The sequence below is a fragment of the Dactylosporangium sp. NPDC000244 genome, from assembly GCF_040300725.1.
In the GTDB taxonomy this organism is placed as follows: Bacteria; Actinomycetota; Actinomycetes; order Mycobacteriales; family Micromonosporaceae; genus Dactylosporangium.
Window position 1 is genome coordinate 369,177 of record NZ_JBEPEH010000003.1, and the last position, 23,733, is coordinate 392,909.

General features: G+C 72.9%; 19 protein-coding genes. 12 read left to right on the forward strand and 7 right to left on the reverse strand.

Annotated elements, in window-relative coordinates:
* The first annotated feature begins 46 nt into the window (after window positions 1-46).
* Both ABT369_RS06495 and ABT369_RS06500 read left to right on the forward strand, forming a co-directional pair.
* Window positions 47-454, forward strand: coding sequence for a DUF3224 domain-containing protein (locus ABT369_RS06495; RefSeq protein ID WP_350610664.1), 408 nt, complete (start codon window positions 47-49; stop codon window positions 452-454).
* A 5-nt stretch (window positions 455-459) separates the two neighbouring features.
* Window positions 460-1,113, forward strand: a complete 654-nt coding sequence (locus ABT369_RS06500; RefSeq protein WP_350610665.1) for a hypothetical protein — start codon at window positions 460-462, stop codon at window positions 1,111-1,113.
* Between the two features lie 10 nt (window positions 1,114-1,123).
* On the opposite strand, the gene ABT369_RS06505 is transcribed toward ABT369_RS06500, so the two are convergent.
* From ABT369_RS06505 to ABT369_RS06520, 4 genes are all read right to left on the reverse strand, one after another.
* On the reverse strand, window positions 1,124-1,531 hold the full coding sequence (locus tag ABT369_RS06505) for a DUF3224 domain-containing protein (RefSeq protein ID WP_350610666.1): 408 nt from the start codon (window positions 1,529-1,531) through the stop codon (window positions 1,124-1,126).
* 21 nt (window positions 1,532-1,552) lie between these two features.
* Window positions 1,553-2,773 carry an NAD(P)/FAD-dependent oxidoreductase gene (locus ABT369_RS06510; RefSeq protein WP_350610667.1) on the reverse strand — a complete coding sequence of 407 codons (1,221 nt, stop codon included), beginning with the start codon at window positions 2,771-2,773 and terminating at the stop codon, window positions 1,553-1,555.
* Window positions 2,766-4,265 carry a class I adenylate-forming enzyme family protein gene (locus tag ABT369_RS06515; protein WP_350610668.1) on the reverse strand — a complete coding sequence of 500 codons (1,500 nt, stop codon included), beginning with the start codon at window positions 4,263-4,265 and terminating at the stop codon, window positions 2,766-2,768. Before ABT369_RS06515 ends, ABT369_RS06510 begins: the two co-directional genes overlap by 8 nt.
* A gap of 92 nt (window positions 4,266-4,357) precedes the next feature.
* Window positions 4,358-6,298, reverse strand: coding sequence for an ArnT family glycosyltransferase (locus ABT369_RS06520; protein ID WP_350610669.1), 1,941 nt, complete (start codon window positions 6,296-6,298; stop codon window positions 4,358-4,360).
* 315 nt (window positions 6,299-6,613) lie between these two features.
* Here ABT369_RS06520 and ABT369_RS06525 point away from each other — a divergent pair, with 315 nt between their 5' ends.
* The 3 genes from ABT369_RS06525 to ABT369_RS06535 are packed head-to-tail and all read left to right on the forward strand — an operon-like array spanning window position 6,614 to window position 9,755.
* Window positions 6,614-7,894: a cytochrome P450 family protein gene (locus tag ABT369_RS06525; protein ID WP_350610670.1), complete on the forward strand. Its 1,281-nt coding sequence runs from the start codon at window positions 6,614-6,616 to the stop codon at window positions 7,892-7,894.
* A complete protein-coding gene (locus tag ABT369_RS06530) occupies window positions 7,891-8,796 on the forward strand; it encodes a DUF6039 family protein (RefSeq protein ID WP_350610671.1) in 906 nt (301 codons plus the stop codon). Before ABT369_RS06525 ends, ABT369_RS06530 begins: the two co-directional genes overlap by 4 nt.
* Window positions 8,797-8,816: 20 nt before the next feature.
* Window positions 8,817-9,755, forward strand: coding sequence for a DUF6039 family protein (locus ABT369_RS06535; protein ID WP_350610672.1), 939 nt, complete (start codon window positions 8,817-8,819; stop codon window positions 9,753-9,755).
* A gap of 51 nt (window positions 9,756-9,806) precedes the next feature.
* Here the strand turns inward: ABT369_RS06535 and ABT369_RS06540 are convergent, their stop codons facing one another.
* The 3 genes from ABT369_RS06540 to ABT369_RS06550 form a co-directional block, all read right to left on the reverse strand.
* Window positions 9,807-11,012, reverse strand: a complete 1,206-nt coding sequence (locus ABT369_RS06540) for a cytochrome P450 (RefSeq protein ID WP_350610673.1) — start codon at window positions 11,010-11,012, stop codon at window positions 9,807-9,809.
* A 69-nt stretch (window positions 11,013-11,081) separates the two neighbouring features.
* Complete coding sequence (locus ABT369_RS06545) at window positions 11,082-12,716, reverse strand: MDR family MFS transporter (protein WP_350610674.1); 1,635 nt, start codon at window positions 12,714-12,716, stop codon at window positions 11,082-11,084.
* A 174-nt stretch (window positions 12,717-12,890) separates the two neighbouring features.
* Window positions 12,891-14,240 carry a sucrase ferredoxin gene (locus ABT369_RS06550; RefSeq protein ID WP_350610675.1) on the reverse strand — a complete coding sequence of 450 codons (1,350 nt, stop codon included), beginning with the start codon at window positions 14,238-14,240 and terminating at the stop codon, window positions 12,891-12,893.
* A 129-nt stretch (window positions 14,241-14,369) separates the two neighbouring features.
* Between ABT369_RS06550 and ABT369_RS06555 the strand changes: the two genes are divergently transcribed.
* The 7 genes from ABT369_RS06555 (at window position 14,370) to ABT369_RS06585 (ending at window position 23,690) form a co-directional block, all read left to right on the forward strand.
* Window positions 14,370-15,605, forward strand: a complete 1,236-nt coding sequence (locus ABT369_RS06555; RefSeq protein ID WP_350610676.1) for a hydroxymethylglutaryl-CoA synthase family protein — start codon at window positions 14,370-14,372, stop codon at window positions 15,603-15,605.
* Complete coding sequence (locus ABT369_RS06560) at window positions 15,596-16,372, forward strand: enoyl-CoA hydratase-related protein (protein ID WP_350610677.1); 777 nt, start codon at window positions 15,596-15,598, stop codon at window positions 16,370-16,372. The genes ABT369_RS06555 and ABT369_RS06560 overlap by 10 nt, the downstream gene beginning before the upstream one ends.
* A gap of 38 nt (window positions 16,373-16,410) precedes the next feature.
* Window positions 16,411-18,645 carry an ACP S-malonyltransferase gene (fabD, locus tag ABT369_RS06565; protein ID WP_350610678.1) on the forward strand — a complete coding sequence of 745 codons (2,235 nt, stop codon included), beginning with the start codon at window positions 16,411-16,413 and terminating at the stop codon, window positions 18,643-18,645.
* Between the two features lie 59 nt (window positions 18,646-18,704).
* Window positions 18,705-20,480 (forward strand): amino acid adenylation domain-containing protein, encoded by a 1,776-nt coding sequence (locus tag ABT369_RS06570; protein ID WP_350610679.1) that lies wholly within the window; start codon window positions 18,705-18,707, stop codon window positions 20,478-20,480.
* Window positions 20,477-21,427: a chlorinating enzyme gene (locus ABT369_RS06575; protein ID WP_350610680.1), complete on the forward strand. Its 951-nt coding sequence runs from the start codon at window positions 20,477-20,479 to the stop codon at window positions 21,425-21,427. The genes ABT369_RS06570 and ABT369_RS06575 overlap by 4 nt, the downstream gene beginning before the upstream one ends.
* 75 nt (window positions 21,428-21,502) lie before the next feature.
* The gene (locus tag ABT369_RS06580; protein WP_350610681.1) at window positions 21,503-22,684 is read left to right on the forward strand and encodes an alpha/beta fold hydrolase; all 1,182 of its coding nucleotides are present in this window, start codon (window positions 21,503-21,505) and stop codon (window positions 22,682-22,684) included.
* Window positions 22,685-23,030: 346 nt separating this feature from the next.
* Entirely contained in the window at window positions 23,031-23,690 is a 660-nt protein-coding gene (locus tag ABT369_RS06585) for a Crp/Fnr family transcriptional regulator (protein WP_350610682.1), read from the forward strand.
* The last annotated feature ends 43 nt before the right edge of the window (window positions 23,691-23,733 follow it).

Genomic DNA, 23,733 nt, shown 5'->3' on the forward strand with positions numbered 1-23,733 from the left:
CGTGATCGCGTCGCGTAATCGAAACTCGTATCTGGGAGGACATTGCATGCGAGTCAGCGGGACCTTCAGCGTCAAGAGCTTCGTCCCCACGACGGTGGCACCCGACCCTCCGATCGAGACCGCGCTGCCCGTCGGCGTGGCGCTGATGGAGAAGCACTACGAGGGTGAAATCAGCGGGCGATCCGCGACGCTGTTCACGTCCGCGTTCGACCAGGCGTCCGGCGCCGGGACGTACGTGGCCATGGAGTCGTTCGAGGGCAGCGTGGACGGCCGCGCCGGCGCGTTCAACTTCGTGCACTCCGCGTCGACGTCGGGCTCGGACCGCACCGGGGAGTTCTTCACCATCGTGGCCGGCAGCGGCACCGCGGACCTGGCCGGCATCTCCGGCGGCGGCGGGATGACCGTGGACGGCGACGGCACGCACCGCGTGTGGCTCGAGTACGAGCTGCCCTAACCGTCATGCCGGTGGTGCGCATCGCCGTCGAGGCGGGCAAGAAGAAGACGTTCGCGGTGGCCCTGGACTGGCCCGGCTGGGCCCGGGCCGCCGCGGGCGAGGAGGCGGCCGTCGCCGCGCTGGCCGACTACGCCGAGCGGTTCCGGCCGGTGGCCGCGGCGGCGGGGCTGGCGTTCCCGGCCGAGGCCGACCTGACGTACCAGATCGTGCAGCGGTGGCCCGGCTCGGGCAACACCGACTTCGGGGTGCCGGCCGCCGTCGGCGACGAGGACCGGGCGGCGGTCGACGCCGGGCTCGCCGAGCGGCACGTGGCGCTGCTGACGGCGGCGTGGGGGCTGCTCGACGAGCAGGCCGAGGCGTCGCCGGAGGAGCTGCGCAAGGGGCCCCGCGGCGGCGGGCGCGACCGGGACGTCATGGTCGGGCACGTGTTGAGCTCCGAGGCGGTGTACGCGCGCAAGATCGGAATCAAGCACCCCGAGCCGCAGCCGGGCGAGACCGAGGCGATCGAGTCGCTGCGGGCGGCCGTGCTGGAGGTGCTGGGCAAGCCGAGCGGCGAGGTCGCATCCGGAGCCAAGGGATGGCCGCCGCGGTACGCCGCTCGCCGCTTCGTCTGGCACGTCCTGGATCACCTGTGGGAGATGCAAGACCGGTCGGAGTAGGGATCTTCACTCATTCGGGTGAGGACGACGGCAGGCTGTATTCGAAGGTGTAGTCGTGGTGCCCGTCGACGACGGTGATCGTCATACGGCCGGCGATGCCGGTCAGGTCGCCGGTTCCGGTGTCGGGCACCACGGTCACCTCGAGGGTCGCGTCGCCGCGGTCCATCAGGCCGGTGTGGCGCAGCACGAAGCTGCCCGCTCGGCCCCGCACGGCGCCGACGACCCGCTCGAGGCCGACGTAGGCGGCCGACCCGGGGACCGCCGAGACGGCCTTGATCAGCTCGACGCGGCTGGTGCCCTCGATGCCGCCGCGGAACACCTTGTGCCCGGTGGCGTGCATGAGGCGGGCGCCTTCGGCCTCGTCGTAGGGGCGATCCTGCGAGGTGATGTCGAAGGTACCGCTGACGTGCTCGGCCATGCGTGGAACTCCTTCGGCGTCTCAGCGGCCGGCCAGCATGGCCTGCAACTGGGGAGTGTAGAGCTCGGTGGGGGAGCGCAGGCCCGCGACCGCGTCGAAGTACACCTGGGTCAGCTCCTCGCTGCGCCCGACCGCGGCGAGCAGGGCCTTGCGCTGCTCGCGGGCCGCGGCCTGGGCCACCAGCAGCGTGCCCTGGTACGACTCGGTCAGCCGCCGGTCCCGCTCGGCGGCGTAGTCGGCCAATGCAGCGTCCAATGCCTCGTCCAATGCCCCGTCCGGCGCCGCGGGCGAGCCGAGCGCCGGCGCCACCCGCTCGGCCAGCAGCTGAGCCTGCAGGAACGCGTCGCCGATGCCGCGGGCGGTCAGCGAGTCCTTGTGGTGCCCCGCGTCGCCGGTGAGGGCCCATCCGGGTCCGTGCGCCCGGCGGAAGAAGTTCTGCTGGTCCCCGGTGCCCTGCAGCGTCTCCAGCTGCGTGGCGCCGCCCAGGCGGGCGAAGAGCCCGGGCGCGTTGGTGCGCACGTTGTCGAGGTAGTGCCGCTGCGCGTCGTGGCGGACCTCCTCGAAGCGGTCCTGCGGGTAGTACGCCGACACCAGCACGGCGTCGTTGGTCGGCACGGCGGACACCCAGCCGGTCGGCCCCTCGTAGAGCTCGAAGTCGGCCGGGAAGCGGCTCCAGATCGCGTAGTACGCGCACGTCAGCCGCGGGTGCTCGACGACCTTCTCCGCCCCGGCGAGCTCGGCCACGCTCGAGCGCATCCCGTCCGCGCCGACCACCAGCCGGGCCTGTACCCGCACGGGCTCGGCGTCGGGGTCGTCGCTGCGGCGGTACTCCACGCCGGTGACCCGCTCGCCGTCGCGCAGCAGCGCCGTGACCCGGCACCGTTGGCGCAGCTCCGCCCCGGCCGCGACGGCGGCGTCGGCGAGGATGGCGTCCAGCACGAACCGGCGCGGCGCGTACGCGGCCCGCTCGCCGTCGACCGGGCTGGCGCAGCCGGCGAGCCGCACGTCGCCGAGTTCGTACACGACCCGCTCCAGCGGCGGGCAGCCGGAGTCGCGGACCGCGTCCAGCAGGCCCCAGCGGCGCAGCAGCGCGACGCCCGGCTGCTGGATGTAGAGGGTCGAGAGCTTGTCCGACGGCAGCGTGCCCCGCTCCAGCAGCAGCACCCGCCGGCCGGCGCGGGCCAGCAGCATCGCCACCGGCGCGCCCGCGCAGCGCGCGCCGACGACCACGACGTCATACATGTACACCTCCGGATGTGACGGCCCGTCTGCCGTCGCGCAGCACGTGCTTGAGGACCTTGCCGGTGATCCCGCGGGGCAGCCGCTCGTGCCGCTCGACCCGCCACGGCGGCGCGTCGGCCGGCAGGTGCCCGGCCACCACCTCGGCGACGCCCTCGGGGCCGTCGACGGCGTGGCCGGGCGCGAGGACCACGGCGATGCGCAGCCACGGCGCCCCGTCGGCGTCCGTGCCGCCGTAGGCCGTCGCCTCCACCACGCCCGGGTGCTCGTAGGCGGCGTGCTCGACCTCCAATGTGGACAGCCAGCCGGACGGCGTCGGCAGCGCGTCGGCCGCCCGGTCGATCAGCTCCAGCCGGCCGTCGGCGGCGAGCCGGCCCAGGTCGCGCGTGCGCGTCCAGCCGTCGGCGTGGATCTCGCGGTTGCGCGCCTCGTCGAGGTACAGGCGTTTCGGGGCCTGGCAGCGAAGCCAGATCTCGCCGGTCGGCACGGGCTCCCCGCCGGGGCCGGCGACGCGCAGCTCGGTGCCCGGCCCGGGCCGGCCCACGCAGAGCGGGCGGTCCGGGTCGTAGGTGTTGAGCACGACCGCGGGCGCCGCCTCGCCCTGCGCGTAGGCGGTGCTGATGAGCAGGCCCGGCATCATCGCGGCGAGCCGGCGGGCGACCGCGGGCGGCAGCGCCGCGGAGGCGAGCGCGAGGCGCCGCACGCGGCTGAGGTCGTACCGCTCGTGGACGCGCGCGTTGGCCAGCCGGATCGCCGTCCACGGGGTGAGCATGAGCGACACGACGCCGAACCGCGCCGTCAGCGCCGCCATGAGCTCGACGTCGTCGACCGGGCAGATGACCACGGCCGAGGTGGTGGTCAGCGCGAGCATGCCGACGGTGCTGGCGCTGGAGGGCGTGCCCAGCGGCATCGGCGCCAGCAGCGGCGCGGAGCCGTCGAAGGAGGCCAGCGCGGCCGGCCCGCGGCCGTAGGTGAGCGCGCCGTGCGGGTTGGTGAACGCCTTCGGCCGTCCGGTCGTGCCGGAGGTGTAGAGGATGTCGGCGATGTCGTGCGGAGCGACGGCGACGGTCGGGGCGAACCCGGTGCCGGCGGCGGCGAGCCCGGCGACCGTGTGGACGGTGACGCCGGCGGGCGGCGCGACCCCGGCGCCGACGACGGCCTCGCCCGCCCCGCACTCGCCCAGCCGGTCGGCGAGGTCCGCGGCGCCCAGCGTCGCGGGCAGGTGCACGGCGGTCGCGCCGGTCTTGAGCACGCCGGCGTAGGCGATCGCGTAGTCGGTCCAGTCCATCCCGCCGAACAGCAGGGCGATGCGGTCGCCGCGGCCGTGCCCGCGCCGGGCGAGCGCGGCGGCGACCCGGTCGGAGCGGCGATCCCATTCCGCGTACGACGGACCGGGCTCGGCGCCGACGGTGAAGGGCACCCGGTCGCCGTGCTCCCGGGCGCGCAGCCGTAGCAGATCCGGGGCCATGGGGGAGTAGTCGGAAGCGTCCGCCATGCGGTGACCGTAAGCCCGCTCACGCGTCCGCCGCTGCTCCAAAGTGAGCAGCGGCGGACGCTGGTTCGGCTCGGGTCAGGCTTCGGCGAGGGTCAGCCGCCGCAGCGGTACAGGCCGATCTCCGGCTTCTGCGGGGCCTTGGCGCCGTACTCGGTCGGCGGCACCACCGTGCAGTGGTCCTTCACCCACGCCCGCAGCGCGTCGGTGTTGGGGTTGGGCAGCAGCTTGCCCAGCACGCTGGCGTCACCGAAGTACACGTACGTCAGCTCCTTGCGCGCCACCAGCCCGCTGAGCTCGTCGGTGCTGGGGGTGTACGCCCGCCCCGACAGCCCCGCCATCGGCAGCACCGGCGCCTTCTCGGCCAGGATCAGCGGCAGCGCCTGGATTTCCGGGTAGATCGCGGCCAGGTACTTCTCGCCGTGCTGCTGCGCGCGCAGGTACTCCAGCAGCGAGCGCTGTGCCGGGGTGAGCTCGGTGGTGGTGCCGAAGATCGGCCGGATCTGCTGCAGCACCTTGCGCATCGCGTCGGCGTCCTTGCCCTTGGGCAGGAACCCGACGCCGCGCACCGGGCCGGCGGTGGCCTCGCTGACGGTCCCGCGGTAGGTCGGCGAGATGACCGAGCCCGACCACACCACGGGCGGCAGCAGGATCGCCACGAGCCCGGCGATGAACGCGTAGCGGCTCAGGCCGCCACCCTGCCCGCCCCGCGCGGCGGCGAGGGCGAGCAGCACCACGGCGATGAGCCCGACGACGATGACGACCTCGGCCAGGCCCGGCAGGAACTCGCTGTAGGACAGGGTGAAGTACGCGCCCCAGGCGACGGTCAGCGCGAGCACCACCGGCAGTGCCCACGCGCGCCGACCGCCGGCGTTGAACTCGCGCCACATCAGCACGAGGCCGTAGGCGGCCAGCGCCGCGATCGGCGGGGCCAGCGCGGCCACGTAGGCGGTGTGCGCGAGGGTGCCGAAGCTCAGCGCGAGCGCGGTGACGATCAGCCACAGGCCCCACATCACCAGGCCGGCGCGGATCTTGTCGGTGCGCTCGCCGCGCTTGACGCCCCAGAGGAACCCGAGCACCAGCCCGGCCAGGGCCACCGGGTACATCCAGCCGATCTGCGAGCCGAGGCTGCTCCAGAACAGCTTCTCCGGGCTGCCCTCGATCTCGGCGTACCCGCCCAGCAGCGGCACGATCGCGCCGGGCACGTGGATGCTGTCGCCCATGCGGCTGAAGCCGTTGAACCCGAACACCTGGGAGAAGACGTTGTCGTTGGTCGTGCCGTCCAGGTACGGCCGGCTGTCCTTCGGCACGATCAGGCTGATGATCATCCAGAACATCGACGCGACCACCATGACCGCGCCCGCGATACCGATGTTGGCCCAGCGCCGCCCGGCGGTGACCGGCGCGGCGAGCAGGTAGGCCACCGCGAACGCCGGCAGCACCAGCCACGACTGCAGCATTTTGGCCTGGAACGCCAGGCCCACCCACGCCGCGCAGAAGATCAGCCAGCCGAGGCTGCCGGAGTCGACCGCGCGCTGGTAGCCGTAGGCGGCCACGACGAGGCAGCACAGCAGCGCCGCGTCCTCGATCTGGTTGCCGAACAGGGCCGCGGTCACGGGCGTGAACGCGAAGAGGCCCGCCGCGAGCAACCCCGCGTGCAGTCCGGCCCAGCGGCGCACCATGGCGTAGATCAGCACGACGCTGATCACGCCCTCGACGGCCTGGGGCAGGACCAGCGCCCACGGGTGGAAGCCGAAGATCGCCGCGGAGATCGCCTGCGGCCACAGATAGCCGGGCAGCTTGTCCAGCCCGACCCAGCCGTTGGGGTCCACCGCGCCGAAGAAGAAGTTCTCGAAGCTCTGGGTCATGCTGCGGACCATCGGCCCATGGATCGGCTTGAACTCGCTGCCGCGCATCTGCCACAGGTACAGGAATGCGGCGCACGCGACGATGACCAGCAGGACGGGGCGCGCCCATGCGGGGTCGTTTTCGGGGGCCTTCCACAGCTCACTGACGCTTCTGCGTTGCCGAGGCACCCGTGTAACGGTCTGCTCACCAGTGTCGGTCGATGTCTGCATGATTGTGATTACCGCGCACGGATGTCATTGGTCAAGAGAAGTTCCATCGAACGGGAGTTGACTAGGGGATTCGTCAACCCGCGACAGTGCTCAATATTGAGCAGACTCCCGGAGTGCCCTGTGCTAGGGCCGTGAACATTGCGCTGATGCTCACTATGGGGCAGACGCAAGGCCGCCTATTGATTGACGCTGGTCGAGGTATGCGCCATTTGCTCATTGATCATTCCGCGGTGCCGGCCGCGCCCGGTCGGTGCGACACAGATTGGAGCCGTCATGGGCGACACCGCGGCCGGTGCGCCGGTCGACTACCCCGAGGGATTCCGCACTGACCCCTACCCGGCCTACGCCACGATGCGCGAGGGCGGCGCCGCCTGCCACGTCAGAGAGCCCAACGGCCTGCACCACTGGCTGGTGGTGCGCTACGACAGTGCCCGCGACGTGCTGGCCGACAACACGTCCTTCTCCAAGGACCCCCGGCGGTTCTGGGACCAGCTGCGCGAGGCGGGCTACGTCACCGCCGAGCAGCCCGACGAGAACGACTACATCTTCCACCTGATCAACACCGACCCGCCCGACCACACCCGGCTGCGCTCGCTGGTCTCCAAGGCGTTCACCGTGCGCCGGGTCGAGCGGCTGCGGCCGATGATCGAGCGGATCGCCCACGCGGCCATCGACGCGTTCGCCGAGCGTGGCGAGGCCGACCTCATCCGGGAGTACGCGCACCCGGTGCCCGCCACGGTGATCTGCGAGCTGCTCGGCGTGCCGCACGGCCACCGCGACGACTTCCGGCTGTGGTCCACGGCCATGCTGACCGGGCCCGAGGTCACCGACGCGCCGATGACCCGCCAGGAGGGCAACCGGCGCATGCGCGAGTTCCTCACCGAGCTGCTGGAGCGCAAGGCCGCGACGGTCGACGCCGCGCTGCCCCCCGAGGAGCAGCCGGACCTGCTCTCCGCGCTCATCGTCGCCCGCGACGGCGACAGCCGGCTCTCCCAGCGCGAGCTGCTGGCGATGTCCGAGCTGCTGCTCGGCGCCGGCCAGGAGCCCACCGTCAACCTCATCGCCAACGGCACCCTGGCCCTGCTCGGCGCGCCCGACCAGCGCAAACTGCTGGCCGAGCGGCCCGAGCTCATCACCGGCGCGGTCGAGGAGTTCCTGCGCATCGACGCGCCGGTGCACCAGGCCACGCTGCGCGTCGCCGTGCGCGACGTCGACCTCGACGGCGTGCGGGTGCCGGCCGGCAGCGTCGTGACCGTGGCGCTCGGCGCGGCCGGGCGCGACCCGGCCCGCTTCAGCGCCCCCGAGCAGCTCGACATCGGCCGCGCCGGCCCGGCCCACCTGGCCTTCGGCCACGGCATCCACTACTGCGTCGGCGCCCCGCTGGCCCGCCTCGAGGGCCAGGTCGCCATCGACGCGCTCATGCGGCGGCTGGGCGACCTCGCCCTGGCCGTGCCCGCCGACGCGCTGCGCTGGCGGGAGACCCGCATCATGCGCGGCGTGGCCGCGCTGCCCGTCACGTTCACCCCCGTCGCGAAGACTGGAGAGCCAGCATGACCACGGACATCCGCCCGCCGACGGCGGACGTGCCCACCGCCGCCGCCCAGGCGCCCCTGCCACCCGGGCAGGTCCTGCACTCGGCCAACTGCGGCCTGATCATCCACCGGGTCGGGCAGTTGCAGTACGAGTTCGCCGCCGAGGGCCGCCAGTTCGGCCATGACGTGCTGGCCTACCTCAACACCGCGCAGGCCGGGGCGATCACCACCTTCCTGTACGAGGAGGTGCTGGGCACGCGCGACCGGCTGCACTGGTACATCCACCTGAAGTCGCCGCACGACTACCAGCGGGTGCTGGAGATGGTCGACCACGACCGGGACTTCCAGGACATCTCCGAGCGCGACCGGCTCGAGGACAAGGGCCACGGCAACTGGGAGCGCATGTTCGTGCAGGGCAGCATCCAGGAGCGGATCTTCTGCCCCCAGCACGGCCAGACACACACCGGCGACGACTTCGACCCGAAAGAGCTGTTCGTGCCGCCGGCGCGCAACCAGACGGCCCAGCCGCGCGAGCTCCAGCTCCACACCGCCGGCTGCGGCGCGCTGCTGCACCGCACCGCGGAGGTCCGCTACGACGTGCGCGAGCCGGCCCGCGACTTCGCCGCGGCCTGGCAGGAGCGGCTCAACCTGGCGCTGCCCGGCGTCGTCACCTCGTTCCTGTACGAGGAGACGTTCGGCAAGCAGGACCGCATCCACTGGCTGATCCACCTGCGCTCGCTCGCCGACTACCCGGCGCTGCGCGCGGCCGCCGACACGCCGGAGGCCGAGGAGCTGCTGCGCCGCGACTGGGTGCCGGCCTCGCGCGGCGGCGGCTCGTGGGCCTCGATGTTCATCCCCGGCACCATCCACGACACGGTGCTGGTGCCCTACGTCGGCGGCGTGAGCCCCAAGCTGCCGCTCTGACCCGTGGTGAGGAGTTTTCCGTGACCGTGACGCACGACGCGGCGGTACTGTCCGCCCAGCACCAGACCAGCGTTGCCCCCGACAAGATCCTGCACTCGGCCAACGCCGGCGTCATCGTCGAGCGCGTCGGGCAGCTGCGCGGCGAGTTCCGCTCGGAGGGCCGCCAGTTCGCCCGCGAGCTGGCCGAGTACATGAACACCAACTACGCCGGCCTGGTCACCGTGTTCCTCTACGAGGAGACCTTCGGCACCAAGGACCTGCTGCACTGGTTCATCCACCTCAAGTCGTTCGACGCCTACGACACGCTGCTGCGCATGGGCACCCGGGACGAGGGCTGGCGCGACCTGATCCTGCGCCACCGCATCCCGGCCGAGCGCGGCGGGGGCGGCTGGGAGCGCATGTTCCTCGACGCCGGGCTGAGCGAGACGGTGCTGCTGCCGCAGTTCACCGGGATGTACGGCACCGGCGACGCGTCCCCGCCGGCCCCCGGTGACCGGCTCGGCGGGGCCGCCGTCGTGCCGCCCGCGCAGCACCAGACCAAGCTGGCGCCGGAGGAGATCCTGCACTCGGCCAACGCCGGGATCGTCATCCACCGCTACGGCCAGCTACGCTACGGCCTGCGCGCCGAGGGCCGGCAGTTCGCCCGCGACGTCGCCGAGATGATCAACGAGCAGCAGCGCGGCGAGGTCACCGTCTTCCTCTACGAGGAGGCCTTCGGCCGCTCCGACCGGATCCACTGGCTGCTGCACCTCAGGTCGCTGAGCTCCTACTACGCGATGATCGACATGCGCGCGTTCATGAAGCCCGAGGTGCTCGACGTCTACACCCGCGAGCGCATCGCGCCGGAGAAGGGCGGCGGCACCTGGGACCGGATGTTCATCGACGCCACCCTGACCGACATCGCGCTCACCCCGCAGCACTGGGGGATGCACGCCACCGCGGGCGCCAAGTCGTCCTGACACAGCCCGGCAAGGTGCCCCGGGGCCGCTCGGCCCCGGGGCACCGTCGTGTCACCAGGTCACCGGCAGCGCGTGGACGCCGTGCACGCTCATGTCGTCGCGGAACGGGATCTCCTCCAGCGGCACGGCCAGGCGCGCCCCCGGCAGCCGGCGCAGCACGGCCGGCAGCGCGATCTGCAGCTCGAGGTTGGCCAGCGTCCCGCCCAGGCACTGGTGCAGGCCGTGGCCGAACGCGACGTGCTGGTGGGCATTCGGCCGGTCGAAGTCGACGGTGTCGGGATCCGGGAAGACCGAGTCGTCCCGGTTGGCCGCCGGCAGCGAGATGATCACGCCGTCACCGGCCCGGATCAGCGTGTCGCCGATGGCCACGTCCTCGGTCGCGACGCGCGGGACGCCGTCCTTGAGCACGGAGTGGTACCGCAGCAGCTCCTCCACCGCCCGCGGGACCACGGCCGCGTCGGCGAGCATCGCCGCGCGCAGGTGGTCGTGGGTGAGCAGGGTGAGCAGGCTCAGGGCCAGCATGTTGGCCGTCGTCTCGTGACCCGCGACGAGCAGCAGCCACGCCATCGTGACCACGTCGTCGTGGCTGAGCCGGCCCTCGCGGACCTGCCGGCGCACGAGGTCGCCGATGAGGTCGTCGCCGGGGTCGCGCTCCTTGGCCGCGACCAGGTCGTCGAGGTACGCGTACACCTCGGCCCGGGCGGTGCGGGACTGCTCCGCCGTCGCGTCGCGCGCCACGATCGCCGTGGCCGTGCGGTCCTGGAAGAACGCGTGGTCGGTGTAGGGCACGCCGAGCAGGTGGCAGATCATCTGCGTGGGCACCGGGAGGGCGAAGTCGCGCACGAGGTCCGCCGGCGGCCCCTTGTGCACGATCTGGTCGAGCAGGTCGGCGACGACCGTCTCGATCTCGGCCCGGCGCAGCTCGACCGAGCGGGTGGAGAACGGCTGGGCGACCATCCGGCGCAGCACGCCGTGTTCGGGCTCGTCCATCCGGCTGAAGCTGCGCCGCCCGGCCCGCTCGGCGCCGACCAGCAGGCCGGGGCTGAGCCGCGGGAAGCTCGGGTTCGTCGCGTCGGCGCTGAAGCGGCGGTCCTGCAGGACCTGCCGGGCCAGGTCGTGGCGGGTGACGAGCCACGCCTCGTCGTCGTTCCACAGGCGGACCCGGGCGACCGGCCGCTCGCGGCGCAGGTCGCCCAGCTGCTGTGGCGGGTCGAGCGGGCACTCGCGGCGCCCCGGGAGCGCGGGGGGCTGGGACATGGCGATCCTCTCTGGCTCGGCCGGTCGGTCGCCACGCAGGCGGCTGGGCCCGTCGGGATGCCGGAGCGCTCAGGCCCCGTCGCGGGCGGCGGCCGCGGGGCGGCCGGCGGCTTGATCGGTGGGGCCGGGCGCGGGGTCCGACTGTGGTACCTCGCGCAGGAACAGGCTGGCAACCGCGGCCGCGACGGCGATGACCGCGGCGACCAGGAACACGGTGTGCAGGGCGTCGGCGACGCCGAGGCGAACGGCGCCCACGATGGCGTCGTAGAGACCCGGGCGGTCCGGGGGCAGGGTCTCGCGCATCCGGGCCAGCGCCGCGGGGTCCAGCGCGCTGTGCGGGTCGCCGTCGGCGAGGCCGCCGGGCAGTGCCACCCCGGGCGGCAGCCCGACGGTGGCGAGCCGCTCGGAGACCTTCCCGGCCAGCCCGGCCGACAGTACGGCGCCGAGCACCGCCACCGAGACCGGGCCGGACATGACCCGCCAGAACTGGATCTGGCTGGTGCCGGCCCCGAGGTGGCTGCGCTTGACCGCGTTCTGCACGACCGAGGTGGTCAGCGGCAGCAGCACGCCCATGCCCAGGCCGACGAGGACCATCGCCACCGTCGCCGGGCCGCCGCCGGCGCCCGGGCGGGTGTAGGCCAGGATCGCCAGCGCGGCGGCGAGCCCCAACAGCGCGCCGGTGGCCAGGTAGCGGTACCGCGGCACTCGCGACAGCAGCCGGCCGGTGAGGGTGCTGGTGACGATCAGGCCGAGCATCAGCGGCGCGAGCAGCGTGCCCGAGCGGGTCGGGCTCTGCCCGAGCACGCCCTGGAACAGCAGGGGGGCGAAGTACACCGCGGCCATCATGCCGAACGTGGACAGGAACGCGATGACGATGGCGACGGTGAACGGGTTGCTGCGGAACAGCCCGAAAGGCACCAGCGGCTGGGCCACGACCCGGGTCTCGACCAGGTAGAAGCCGACCAGCACGGCGGCGCCGCCGAGCATGAGCACCCAGGCCGTGGCCGACGGGTGCCCGGGCGCGGTCCCGGCCAGGGACAACCCGATGAGCAGCGGGGTCAGCCCCGCGGCCAGCAGCGCCGAGCCCAGCAGGTCCAGGTCGCGCCAGGTGGTGTGGCCGGTCACCCGCGGCAGCGACAGGGCGAAGGCGAGCGCGATCAGGCCCAGCGGGACGTTGATGTAGAAGACCCAGCGCCAGCCGAACTGGTCGGTGACGAAGCCGCCGGCCAGCGGCCCGAGGACCGAGCTGACACCGAAGACGCTGCTGGCCACGCCCTGGATGCGGGCCCGCTCGGAGGGCCGGTAGAGATCGCCCAGCACGGTGTAGACCGTGGCGATGAGCATGCCTGCGAAGACACCCTGCAGGGCCCGCGCGGCGACCAGCCAGCCCATGCCGGGCGCGGCGCCGCACAGCCCCGACGAGGCCATGAAGCCCACGATCCCGGCGATCAGGAACGGCTTGCGCCCGAGCAGGTCGCCGAGCTTGCCGGCGATCGGCACGGCCACGGCGCAGGACATCAGGTAGGCGGTGCCGACCCACGCGTACAGCTGCAGCCCGTGCAGCTCCGCGGCGACCCGGGGCAGGATCGCCCCGATGGCCTGGTCCAGCGAGGCCAGGGCGAGGGCCAGCAGGGCGCTGGCCGTGCCCAGGGCGCGCCGGCGGGCCGGCAGCGGCTCGGCGGCGGGGGGCGTGTCGGTCGGCATGCGTCGTCCTGTCGTCGTGCGATGCGTGCGCGCGGAAATCGGGGCCACGCGGGATCGCGCGGCCCCGTCCGATCGTTCTTCCGGCAATTTCCGCGACAATGGCGGCCGTATCGCCCGAGGATACCCACGGTGCATTCACGCGCACAACGTGAACGCCCCTCGCGGGTCGGGCGATCAGCCCTCGACCTCGTCCCAGTTGCGCATTCCGCCCTCGGATCCGGAAATCTGCCGCCAGATCAGGCCGTCCTTGAGGACGTATGCGCCGAAGCCGATCTCTTCGACGCCTTTCACGCTCATCACGCCGCGCATCAGGATGGTGTCGTCGGTGTGCGTGTATTCGAGCATCTCCAGATACTGCATGTTCATGTCCATGTAGCCCTGGATCATGCCGCGGATCTCGTCGCGGCCGGTCAGAATGTCCTGGAAGCGCACGACCATCGCCTCCGGGTGGTAGCACTGCATGAGCCCGTCCAGGTCACCCTTGGCCAGGTACTCCGCCTGCTTGAGGAAGATCGGGTGCATCTGCACCATGTTCTGGGTCATCGGCCCCTCCTCGGTCCGCGAGTTTGCCATTGAACGCCGTCCATGCTCCGGTGCCGGTCGCGGATCTGTCTGCGCACTCTTGAGCGTCCGCACCGATGCCACGACGAACCGGCACGGGCTGGACTGGTGCCCGTGCGGGCATCGGGTGCGCCGCGGCGGCAGGTCGTGGGCCCGGACGTCGACCTCGTAGCGCTCGTCACCGGCCGTCAGGCGGACCCGGTGCCCGCCGGTGCCGTCGCGGGCCACGCCGTGCAGCGTCACGTCCGCCCAGTCGTAGCCGCCGGTCGCCCGGTGCAGGTGCGCCTCGGCGGCCTGGGCGGCGCGGGGCCAGCCGGTCCGGCCGCGAAACCAGCGCGGCTCGACCCGCCCCTGCTCGCACGCGGCCACCACGGCCGGGACCGCGGCCGGGGTGAGCCGGCCGTACAGCGCCCCGTCCGGCAGGCACAGCAGGTTGCCCGCGAATCGGCAGCCGCCCAGGTGGCTGGTCTGCCAGAGCCGGTCGCCGACCAGCCGGCGCACCGCCTCGGCCACGGGTCGCCCCAGCCGCGCGCAGCAGGCGTCGACGGCGCCCTGCACGCACGCCAGGTACAGCGGCCGGGTCCACGCCTCGCCCAGGTCGGGCACCCCGCCCGCGGCCAGCGCGGCCAGCGCCGCCCGGGCGCCGGGCCGCAGCAGGTCGGCCGGCTCCCGCACCAGCAGCCGGCGCAGTGTGGCGCGGCCGGCGAGGAACACCGTCCGGCGCTCGGCGGGGCGAACCCGGCCCGGCCGGCGGATCAGCTGCAGGCGCAGTCCGAGGCGCCCGAGCTCGGCGCGCAACGCGGCCGGCACCAGCGGGCTCTGTGCGGCGGGCCGGCGGCCGAGCGGGCCGGGCTGCTCGAGCAGCACCCATCCGGCCGCGGGCCCGGCCGTGGCGCACAGCGGCTCGCCGCAGGCGCTGGACACCTCGCTGCACGCTCGGCGCGGCAGGCTGAAGTCGTCCATCGCCGCATGCTCACCCGGCCGGCAGTCGGCGTCTACTCAGGAATGCTCATTCGCAAATATCAATGCCATCGTGTTTCTCCTGCGCAGATTTGAGCAGACGACGGCAATAGCGCTTCGTAGCGTGGCGGTGTGACGACCGTTGGCATCGAGGCTATCAACGCGTACACCGGCCCCGCGTCGCTGGACGTGCGGCAGCTGTTCGAGGCCCGGGGACTGGACCTGCGCCGCTTCGGCAACCTCCTGATGACGCGAAAATCGGTGAACCTGCCGTGCGAGGATCCGGTCACCAATGCGGTCAACGCGGCCAAGCCGATCGTCGACGCGCTGCCCCCGGACGCCCGCGAGCGGGTGGAGCTGGTGATCGTCGGCACCGAGTCGGGCCTGGACTTCGGCAAGCCGATCAGCACGTACGTCCACGAGGCGCTGGGCCTGAGCCGGCGGTGCCGCTCGTTCGAGACCAAGCACGCCTGCTACGGCGGCACGGCGGCGCTGCAGATGGCGGCCGGGTTCGTCGCCACCCACCCCGACCCGCAGGTGCGCGCCCTCGTCATCGCCGCCGACGCGGCCAGCGTCGCGGCCCGCAACACCTACTGGGAGCCGTCGCAGGGCGCGGGCGCCGTCGCGCTCGTGGTCAGCCGCCGGCCCGACATCCTCGCCCTGGACGCCGGTGCCAACGGTTACTACAGCCACGAGGTGATGGACACGCTGCGCCCGCGCCCGGACCTGGAGGCGGGCGACTCGGACCTGTCGCTGCTGTCGTACATGCACTGCCTGGAGCAGTCCTACCAGCACTACACCGAGCGGGTCGTCGGCGCCGACATCATGACCACGTTCGACTACCTGGTGCTGCACACGCCGTTCGCCGGCATGGTCCGCAGCGCCCACCGCCAGCTGCTGCGCAAGCTCAAGCGCATGTCGCCCGAGCGGATCGAGGCCGACTTCCAGGCCCGGGTGATGCCGTCGCTGCGTTACTGCACCGAGGTCGGCAACGTCTACTCCGCGGCGCTGTACCTCGCGCTGTGCGCCCTGCTCGATCACGGCGACTTCGACCGGCCCAGACGCATCGGCCTGTACTCCTACGGCTCCGGCTGCGCCTCGGAGTTCTACAGCGGCGTGGTGGCCGAGGGCGCCGCCGCCCGGCTCGCCGCCCTCGACCTGCCCGGCCGGATCGCCGCACGGCACCCGCTGACCATCGCGGAGTACGAAACCGTCTCCGACGACAGCCTGCACCGCATGTGCGGGGTGCGCGACCACGTCTTCGACGTCGGTGGATACGAGCACATCTACAAGACCCAGATGGAGGGGCGCGGGCTGCTCGTGCTCGGCGAGATCCGCGACTTCCACCGGAGGTACCGGTGGAGCTGACCGCACCCAACGGCACCCTGCGCCTGCGCGGCGAGGGCGCGGTGCTCACCGTCACGCTGGACCGGCCCCGCGAGCAGAACAGCATCACGCCCGGGCTGATGGCCGACCTGCACGGCGCGCTCGACCGCGCCGAGGCCGACCCCGGCTGCCGCGTCGTGGTGCTGCGGGCCGAGGGCTCGGCGTTCTGCAGCGGCATGGACCTGCACGCGGCCGCCGCGGGCACCGACGACCTGGCGGCACACGGCGGCGAGCGTTTCCTGGGCCTGCTCAAGCGGCTCACCACCGTCGAGCGGATCGTGGTGTCCTGTGTGGATGGTCGCGCCTCCGGCGGCGGGGTCGGGATCGTGGCCGCCAGCGACCTCGTGCACGCCACGCCGGCCAGCCAGTTCGGGCTGCCCGAGGCGCTGTGGGGGCTGCTGCCGTGCTGTGTGTTGCCGTACCTCATCCGCCGAGTCGGCTTCCAGCGCGCCTACGCGATGACCCTGTCGACGCTGCCGGTCGGGGCCGCCGACGCGGCCCGGTGCGGTCTCGTCGACGAGCTGGCCGAGGATCCCGAGCCGGCCCTGCGGCGGCTGCTCGTGCGCGCCACGAAGCTCGACGGCACGACGATCGGCGACCTCAAGCGGTACTTCCGCCGCATGTGGATCGTCTCGGAGGAGATGGAGGCCGACGCCGTGCGCGAGTTCGGCCGTCTCATGCACTCGCCGGTGGCCCGGGAGCGCATCACCGCGTTCGCCAGCGGCGCGCGGATGCCCTGGGACCGGTGAGCCGCGCCTATCCGACGGAACCTGCTGAAGGAGGCATCGTGCGGGCATGGCTGTTTCCCGGCCAGGGATCGCAGCGGCGGGGCATGGGGGCCGACGTGCTCGACCACCGGCCCGACCTGCTGGCCGAGGCGGGCGAGATCCTCGGCTACGACGTGCGCGAGCTGTGTCTGAGCGATCCGGACAACCGGCTGCGTGACACCCGCTACGCCCAGCCGGCGCTGTTCATCGTCAACGCGCTGCACTGCCTGGAGCGCCGCGAGCGCGAGGCCGAGCCGGACTTCCTCGCCGGGCACAGCCTGGGGGAGTACGACGCGCTCTTCGCCGCCGGCTGCTTCGACTTCGCCACCGGCGTGCGGCTGGTCCAGCGCCGCGGCGAGCTCATGGCCCAGGCCGCCGCGGGCGGCATGCTCGCCGTCGTCGGGCTCGCCGCCGACCGGGTGGCCGCGCTGCTGCGCGAGGCCGGCCCTGATGGCGCGGACGGCGCGGAGGGTGTGGACGTGGCCAACCACAACAGCGACGAGCAGATCGTGCTCTCCGGTCCCCGGGAGCGCCTCGACGCCCTGGTCGCGCCGGTGCGCGCGGCCGGTGGGCGGGCGGTGCCGCTCAACGTCAGCGCGCCGTTCCACTCCCGCTACATGCGCGACGTGGCGCGGGAGTTCGGCGCGTTCCTCGACGGCTTCGCGTTCGCCGCGCCCCGGATTCCGGTCGTGGCCAACGTGACCGCCCGGCCCTACCCGGCCGGCGAGATCGCGAAGCTGCTGCGCGAGCAGGTCGCGAGCCCGGTGCGGTGGTGGGACACGATGCTGTTCCTGCGCTCCCGCGGCGTCGGCGAGGCGGCGGAGGTGGGGCCCGGCGCCGTGCTGTCCGGTCTGTGGCGAACCGCCGCCGCGATCACGCCGCCCGACCCGGCGGCAGGCCTGGGCAGCCGGGGGTTCCGCGACGACTACGGCGTGCGGTACGCCTACGCCGCTGGCTCGATGTACCAGGGCATCGCCTCCACCGCCCTCGTCATCCGCATGGCGAAGGCGGGCCTGATCGGGTTCTTCGGCGCCGGCGGACTGCGGCTCGACGAGATCGAGGACGCGCTGCGGGAGCTCAGCACCGCGCTCGGCCGCGGAGGGCGGTTCGGCATGAACCTGCTCTACGGCCTCGACGACGGCGCCCGCGAGGACGCCACCGTCGGGCTGTACCTCGACCACGGCGTGCGCTTCGTCGAGGCGGCCGGGTACACCCAGGTGACCGCCCCGGTGGTGCGTTTCCGGTTCTCGGGCGCGCACCGCGACGCCGCCGGCCGGCCGGTCGCGGTGCGCCACGTGCTGGCCAAGGTGTCGCGGCCCGAGGTCGCCGAGGCGTTCCTGAGTCCTCCGGCCGAGCCGCTGCTGCGCAAGCTGGTGGAGGCCGGGCGGCTCACCGAGGACGAGGGGGCCGTGGCGCGGGAGCTGCCGGTCAGCGGCGACCTGTGCGTCGAGTCGGACTCCGGCGGGCACACCGACGCCGGGGTCGCGCTGACCCTTGTGCCCTCCATCGTGCGGCTGCGCGACCGGACCGCGCGGCAGTACGGGTATCCGGCGCCGGTGCGTGTCGGCGCGGCCGGCGGGCTGGGCTCGCCCGAGGCGGTCGCGGCCGCATTCGTGCTCGGCGCCGACTTCGTCGTGACCGGGTCGGTGAACCAGTGCACGCCCGAGTCCGGCGCGGCGGCCGCGGTGAAGGACCTGCTGGCCGGGCTGGACGTGGCCGACACCACGTACGCACCGGCCGGGGACATGTTCGAGCTCGGCGCGCGGGTGCAGGTGGTGCGGCGCGGCACGCTGTTCGCGGCCCGGGCCAACAAGCTCTACCAGCTCTACCGGCAGTACGACGCGCTGGAGGCCCTGGACGCCGCAGAGCTGGCCACCGTGGAGCGGTACTTCGGCCGCACCGTCGAGGAGGTGTGGAAGGAGACGGCGGACTACCTGGCCCGCACCCGCCCGGACGAGCTCGCCCGCGCCGAGCGCAACCCACGCCAGCGCATGGCGCTGGTCTTCCGCTGGTACTTCGTGCACTCGACCCGCATGGCCGCGGCCGCCGACGGCGAGCAGCGGGCGAACTACCAGATCCACTGCGGCCCGGCGATGGGTGCGTTCAACCGGTTCGTCGCCGGGACGCCGCTGGAGGACTGGCGGCAGCGCCACGTCGACGTCGTCGCGGAGCGGCTGATGCAAGGGGCCGCGGCGTGGCTGGAGGGCTTCTGCGCAAATGTGAGCAGCCACGATGCAGCGGGAACGCTACGATAGAAGTGACGATCATCGATGTATACGGAGTGCGGAGATGAAGTTCGCGACCACGAGGGGGCATGATGCGTGAGGATGGCGCCGCCTGCCTGCACGAGGTGTTCCGCCGCCGGGCCGAGCAGGATCCGGGCCGCACGGCGGTCGTCGCGCCGGACGGCCGGCTGACCTACGGGGAGCTCGCCGAGCGGGCGGGCCGGGTCGCGGCCCGGCTGCGGGAGGCCGGCATCGGCCCGGACATGACCGTCGGTCTCGCGGCCCGCCGCGGCACCGGCCTGATCGCCGGGCTGCTGGGCATCCTGGAGGCCGGCGCGGCGTACCTGTCACTCGACCCGGACTACCCCGCGGCGCGCCTGCGCTACCTGCTCGAGGACAGCAAGGTGGCGGTGGTCGTCGCCGACGACGCCGCCGCGCTGCCCGGCGACGCCCCGGTGCAGGTGGTACCGCTGGATTCGGAGACGGCACCCGGGCCCGCCCCCGCGGACGCGCTGGGCTGCGACGGCGACCGGCTCGCCTATGTCATCTACACGTCCGGCTCGACCGGGGCGCCCAAGGGCGTGCAGGTCGAGCACCACAGCGTGCTGCGGCTGTTCGAGCAGACCCGGTCCTGGTTCGGCTACGGGCCCGACGATGTCTGGACGATGGTCCACTCGGCGAGCTTCGACTTCTCGGTCTGGGAGCTCTGGGGCGCGCTGCTGCACGGCGGCACGCTGGTCGTGGTGCCGACCGAGGCGACCCGCAGCCCGCAGCTGTTCCGCGAGCTGCTCGCCCGCGAGCGGGTGTCGGTGCTCAGCGCCACGCCGTCGATGTTCCGCCAGCTGATGGCCGACGCCACCGAGCTGCCGCCGTCGCTGCGCTGCGTGGTCTTCGGCGGCGAGCGCCTCGACCCGGCGCTGCTGCGTCCCTGGATCGAGCGTTTCGGTGACGCCCGGCCCGAGCTGGTCAACATGTACGGCATCACCGAGACCTGCGTGCACGTCACCTACCGGCGCATGCGCCGCGCCGACCTCGACCGCCCCGGCGCCAGCCCGATCGGCGTGCCGATCCCGGACCTGCGTGTGCACGTGCTGGACGGCGACGGCCGGCCCGTCGCGGACGGCATCGCCGGCGAGCTGTACGTCGGCGGCCCCGGCGTCGCCCGCGGCTACCTCGACCGCCCGGAGCTGACCGCCGAGCGGTTCGTGACGCTCTCGGTCGACGGCGCCGCGCCCGAGCGGCTGTACCGCTCCGGCGACCTCGTCGTGCGCGAGGACGGCGAGTTGTACTACGCCGGCCGCGCCGACGACCAGTTCAAGGTGCGCGGCTTCCGCGTCGAGCCGGGCGAGATCGAGGCGTGCCTCGCCGCCGACCCGCGCGTCGGTGCCGTCGCCGTGCTCCCGCACGACTTCGGCGACGGCGACCTGCGCCTGGTCGCCCACGTCGTCCCGGCCGCCGGAGCCGGCGTCGACCCGCTGGACGGGGCGCTCGCCGCGCGGGCGCGGGCCGAGCTGCCGGTCCACCTGCGCCCGGCCGAGTACCGGGTGCTGGACCGGCTGCCACTGACCCCGTCGGGCAAGACCGACCGCGCCGCGCTGGCCGCCTACGACCCGCGCGCCGCCGCCGCGGCCCCCGCGGCGCCCGACGGCGACGTACTCGCCGTGGTCGGCTCGCTCGCCGGCGCGGTGCTCGGCCGGGAGCGGGTGAACCCCGACTCCGACCTGTTCGACATCGGCGCCACGTCGCTGGCCTTCATCAGGATCATCGCCGAGGTGAACCGCCGCTTCGGCACCGAGCTCAACGGCAGCGAGCTCGGCGTCGCCACGCTGCGGCGGATCGCCACCTGCGTCAAGGAGCAGTCATGACCATCGCTGACGAGACCCACCGCTTCGCGCTGAGCGCGGAGGAACTGGCGAGCTTCCGCGAGCGCGGATACTTCGGCCCGTTCAAGGTCTACGAGATCGAGCAGATGCGCGAGCGGTGGCGGCGCGAGCGGCTCGCGCTCATGGACCGCTCGGCCGCCGTCTACCAGGACGAGGCGGCGACGTCAGGCAACACCAACATCGCCAACTACGACCGGCACCTGGACATGGCGTTCCTCGCCGAGCACATCATGCGCCCGCAGATCACCGACCGCGTGGCCAGCGTGCTCGGGCCGGACGTGCTGTGCTGGCGCACGGAGTTCTTCCCGAAGTACCCCGGCGACGAGGGCACCGACTGGCACCAGGCCGACACGTTCGCGAACGCCTCCGGCACGCCGCAGATCCTCTGGCCGGACGAGGCCAAGGACTTCGGCGGCACGATCACCGTGTGGACCGCCTTCACCGAGGCCAACGAGGAGAACGGCTGCCTGCAGTTCATCCCCGGTTCACACCAGCAGATGAACTACGACGAGACCAAGCGGATGCACTACGACCCGGCGGGGATCAACGCGCGGGACAAGGAGGGCGTGCGCCGCGGCTTCTTCGGCTACGACTACCGGGAGCTGCAGGTCGACCCGGACTGGAAACCCGACGAGTCCAAGGCCGTGTCGATGGTGATGCGCCCGGGCGAGGCGATCATGTTCTGGTCGACGCTCATGCACGCCTCCCACCCGCACGCCGGCCGCACCGACGAAATGCGGCTGGGCTTCGCCGCGCGGTATGTGCCGACATCGGTAAGAGTGTATCCGGACACCGATGCCATCGAGGAGTACGGCGGCCGGGTCTCGCTCGATCGCTACGGGGTGGTGCTGGTGCGGGGCGACGATCGCTTCGGCCACAACCGCCTCACCGACCGCACGACCCGGGGGCATGAGTTCCGGCGCGACTGAACGCGCTTGCGGAAAGGAACGGCACGGCAACGGCGACGGGCCGGCGCACTGCGCCGGCGGTGGAGGTCAGAGGCGATGGGAGCCGGATCCATCGAGGCGGTGGCGCGGCTCACCGAGCGCGTGCTGAGTGTGCGGCCGCTCGCGGGCGTCTTGAGCCCGCCGGTCGCCGTGGCGAGCGCCGCGGCCGGCCCGGACGAGCTCGACACGACCGGGCGCCTGCTCGGCTGTGTGGCCGACCGGGTCGGCGCCGGGGCGTTCCGGCTGCTCGGCGCCGGCGAGGCGGCCCCGGACGTCTTCGCCGGGGTCGTCGGGCGCCGCCTCGACCTCTCGGCCGCCTGGCTGCGTGACGCCGCCGCGGACCCGCCCGAGCCACCCGCCGTCGCGGCCGCCGCCGCCGACGTGCTGGCCCGCAGCTTCGGCGCCGCCTGCCGGCGCGCCGAGCTCGTCCGGCCCGACGGCGCGCGGCTGACCGCGTACGCCGCCGGCGACCCCGCCGCCCCGGCCGTCGTGCTCGCCTCGGCCTGCGGCATGCCGGTCGAGCTGAGCGAGCACTGGGTGCGCCGGCTCCAGCGGAGCCATCACGTCGTCACCTGGGAGAGCCGCTGGCTGTTCGGCCCCGGGGTGAGCGAACCCGAGGACGGCCCCGCCTCCGACGTCGCCGCGCAGGCCGCCGACCTGATCGCGGTGATGGACCACTTCGGCGTCGACCGCGCGCACCTGATGGGGCTGTGCGGCGGCGCGGTGATCGCCCTGGACGCCGCGGTGCGGTGGCCGGGCCGCTTCACCTCCATGAGCCTGTGGCACGGCGACTTTGAGCTCGGCCCGGTCGCCCCCAAGACCGATCACCAGCGCAACCTGCAGGCCCTGCTGGACATGGCCCGTCAGGGGCGTGCCGGATCGGCCGCCGTGCACCGGGTGCTCAGCAACTCGCTCGTCGAGCAGCTGCCCGAGGACATGGCGCACCTGGTCATCTACCCGTATGCGACGGGCGAGCTGTGGTACCGCTACAGCCTGCTCAACGGCGCCATCATGGCCACCGACGTGCGCGGGCACCTGCCCCGAATAGCCCTGCCCACGCTCGTGGTGACCAGCACCGACGACACGACCGCCCACCCCGACGGCTCCATCGCGGTCGCCCGCGGCCTCGACGAGGTGACGCTGCACATCGCCCCGCACGGCGATCACATCTCGCTCTTCCGCGGACCCGCGGAGCTGATCGATCTGGCCCTGGACTTCGCGCAGCGGAACCGGCCGTGACCCGCGCCGCCGCGACCCTCGCGTGTCATCGGGCGCCGCGATGCCGCGGCGTCGGGATGCTCGGCTCCAGTGCCGGCCGGCATGGGTGGTCCCCACGGACCAGCCCCTGCCGGCCGCTCTGTTTGTGGGGCGCGCCGATCGGCTGCGCGGATCTGCGCCGCGGACCTCCCTCTAGCACGACGTGACACGCATCGCCAGGTGTTGATTCGCGCTACGTCAGCGTAGTGTTACGCTTCGTGCCCGGACGGCCGGGCCGCCATGCTGTGCGGTCGAGTCCGGTGCCGTTGCTCGGTTTCGAAACGAGTGTGGGCTTGGGGGCTCCGTGTCAATCGGCAATCATGACGCCATGCCGGAGATGTTCGGTAAGAAGCTGCGGGAATTCGTGGAAAACAGTCCCGCAAGCGTCTCCAAGGTGACGATCGAAAAGGGCGACAACCTCTACAACTACGGCAACAGCGACGGCAACGTCTATCTTCTCGAGTCCGGCCTGATGAAGACGGTCATATATGCCAAGGACGGCAAGAAGTGCCTGCTGTCCATCTGCACCCCGGGCGACTCGCTCGGCGAGCTCGCGATGTTCCTCCCGTGCTGCACCGAGACCGCCTCGGCGATGAAGCGCTCGGTGGTGTGGCAGATCCCGGTCGTGCGCTTCCTTGAGGCCCTCGCCGACGACGCGCTGGTCGAGGGCCTGATGCGGCACCTCGCGCAGCGGGTGGCCGAGCAGCAGCAGATCATCGCCAACCTGGTGATGATGGATTCGGAGCGCCGCCTCGGCGCGACCCTGCTCAGCCTGGCCCGCAAGCTCGGCCGGGTCCACGGCTCGCACTTACTCATCGACGACCGCATCACGCAGGACGACCTGTCCGGAATGGTCGGCACGACCCGGTCGCGGGTGGGGTTCTTTCTCAAGCGGTTCCGCGCGGCCGGCCTCGTCGACCTGTCGCCGCAGGCGTTTCTCGCGGTCCACGAGCCGTCCATGGCCGCCTACGTGGAGGCCGGCGTCTGAAAACGGCTGCCGACCCTGCTCAGTTCTGAGCAGGAATGTTCCT

What these genes read in the sequence shown, in the direction of transcription:
- ABT369_RS06500 (WP_350610665.1), top strand. Translation starts at nt 460, where the DNA reads ATGCCGGTGGTGCGCATCGCCGTCGAGGCGGGCAAGAAGAAGACGTTC.
- ABT369_RS06570 (WP_350610679.1), top strand. Translation starts at nt 18,705, where the DNA reads ATGATGCGTGAGGATGGCGCCGCCTGCCTGCACGAGGTGTTCCGCCGC.
- ABT369_RS06580 (WP_350610681.1), top strand. Translation starts at nt 21,503, where the DNA reads ATGGGAGCCGGATCCATCGAGGCGGTGGCGCGGCTCACCGAGCGCGTG.
- ABT369_RS06585 (WP_350610682.1), top strand. Translation starts at nt 23,031, where the DNA reads ATGCCGGAGATGTTCGGTAAGAAGCTGCGGGAATTCGTGGAAAACAGT.
- ABT369_RS06540 (WP_350610673.1), bottom strand. Translation starts at nt 11,012, where the DNA reads ATGTCCCAGCCCCCCGCGCTCCCGGGGCGCCGCGAGTGCCCGCTCGAC.
- ABT369_RS06550 (WP_350610675.1), bottom strand. Translation starts at nt 14,240, where the DNA reads ATGGACGACTTCAGCCTGCCGCGCCGAGCGTGCAGCGAGGTGTCCAGC.
- ABT369_RS06505 (WP_350610666.1), bottom strand. Translation starts at nt 1,531, where the DNA reads ATGGCCGAGCACGTCAGCGGTACCTTCGACATCACCTCGCAGGATCGC.
- ABT369_RS06545 (WP_350610674.1), bottom strand. Translation starts at nt 12,716, where the DNA reads ATGCCGACCGACACGCCCCCCGCCGCCGAGCCGCTGCCGGCCCGCCGG.
- ABT369_RS06530 (WP_350610671.1), top strand. Translation starts at nt 7,891, where the DNA reads ATGACCACGGACATCCGCCCGCCGACGGCGGACGTGCCCACCGCCGCC.
- ABT369_RS06495 (WP_350610664.1), top strand. Translation starts at nt 47, where the DNA reads ATGCGAGTCAGCGGGACCTTCAGCGTCAAGAGCTTCGTCCCCACGACG.
- ABT369_RS06510 (WP_350610667.1), bottom strand. Translation starts at nt 2,773, where the DNA reads ATGTATGACGTCGTGGTCGTCGGCGCGCGCTGCGCGGGCGCGCCGGTG.
- ABT369_RS06515 (WP_350610668.1), bottom strand. Translation starts at nt 4,265, where the DNA reads ATGGCGGACGCTTCCGACTACTCCCCCATGGCCCCGGATCTGCTACGG.
- ABT369_RS06525 (WP_350610670.1), top strand. Translation starts at nt 6,614, where the DNA reads ATGGGCGACACCGCGGCCGGTGCGCCGGTCGACTACCCCGAGGGATTC.
- ABT369_RS06575 (WP_350610680.1), top strand. Translation starts at nt 20,477, where the DNA reads ATGACCATCGCTGACGAGACCCACCGCTTCGCGCTGAGCGCGGAGGAA.